This is a genomic window from Oleiphilus sp. HI0080 (assembly GCF_001635135.1).
The window spans coordinates 1-428 of the sequence record NZ_LWFU01000120.1; the positions used below are offsets into that span (position 1 = coordinate 1).

Annotated in this window: 1 pseudogene; it reads left to right on the forward strand. The window is 46.0% G+C overall.

From position 1 onward, the window contains the following. Positions 1-428: pseudogene (locus A3751_RS01505) on the forward strand (phosphomethylpyrimidine synthase ThiC); the annotation flags it as partial.

A 428-nucleotide genomic window follows, 5' to 3' on the forward strand; every position in this document is an offset into this window, starting at 1 on the left:
TCAGTAAAACCGCAAAAGTAGACGAGCTTTCGACTACGCCTTTTCCTGCTTCTACAAAGATCTATGTCAAAGGCAGTCGTGACGATATTCAGGTTGCGATGCGTGAAATAGCGTTGACGCCAACTAAGTTGCAGGACGGTACGGAAGAGCCAAATGCGCCTGTTCGTGTTTACGATACCTCTGGCCCTTATACCGACCCGAATAAAGAAATTGATGTACGGCTTGGATTAAGTCCCTTAAGAGAAAAGTGGATTCTTGAGCGTAATGATACAGAGTTACTTGAAGGCTTTAGCTCTGAGTATGCAAATGTTCGTGATCAAAACCTGACGCTAGAAGGCCTCCGCTTTGAATACAAGCGTCAGCCGCGCAAGGCAAAAGCAGGCCAAAATGTCTCGCAAATGCACTACGCGCGTAAAGGGATTATTACA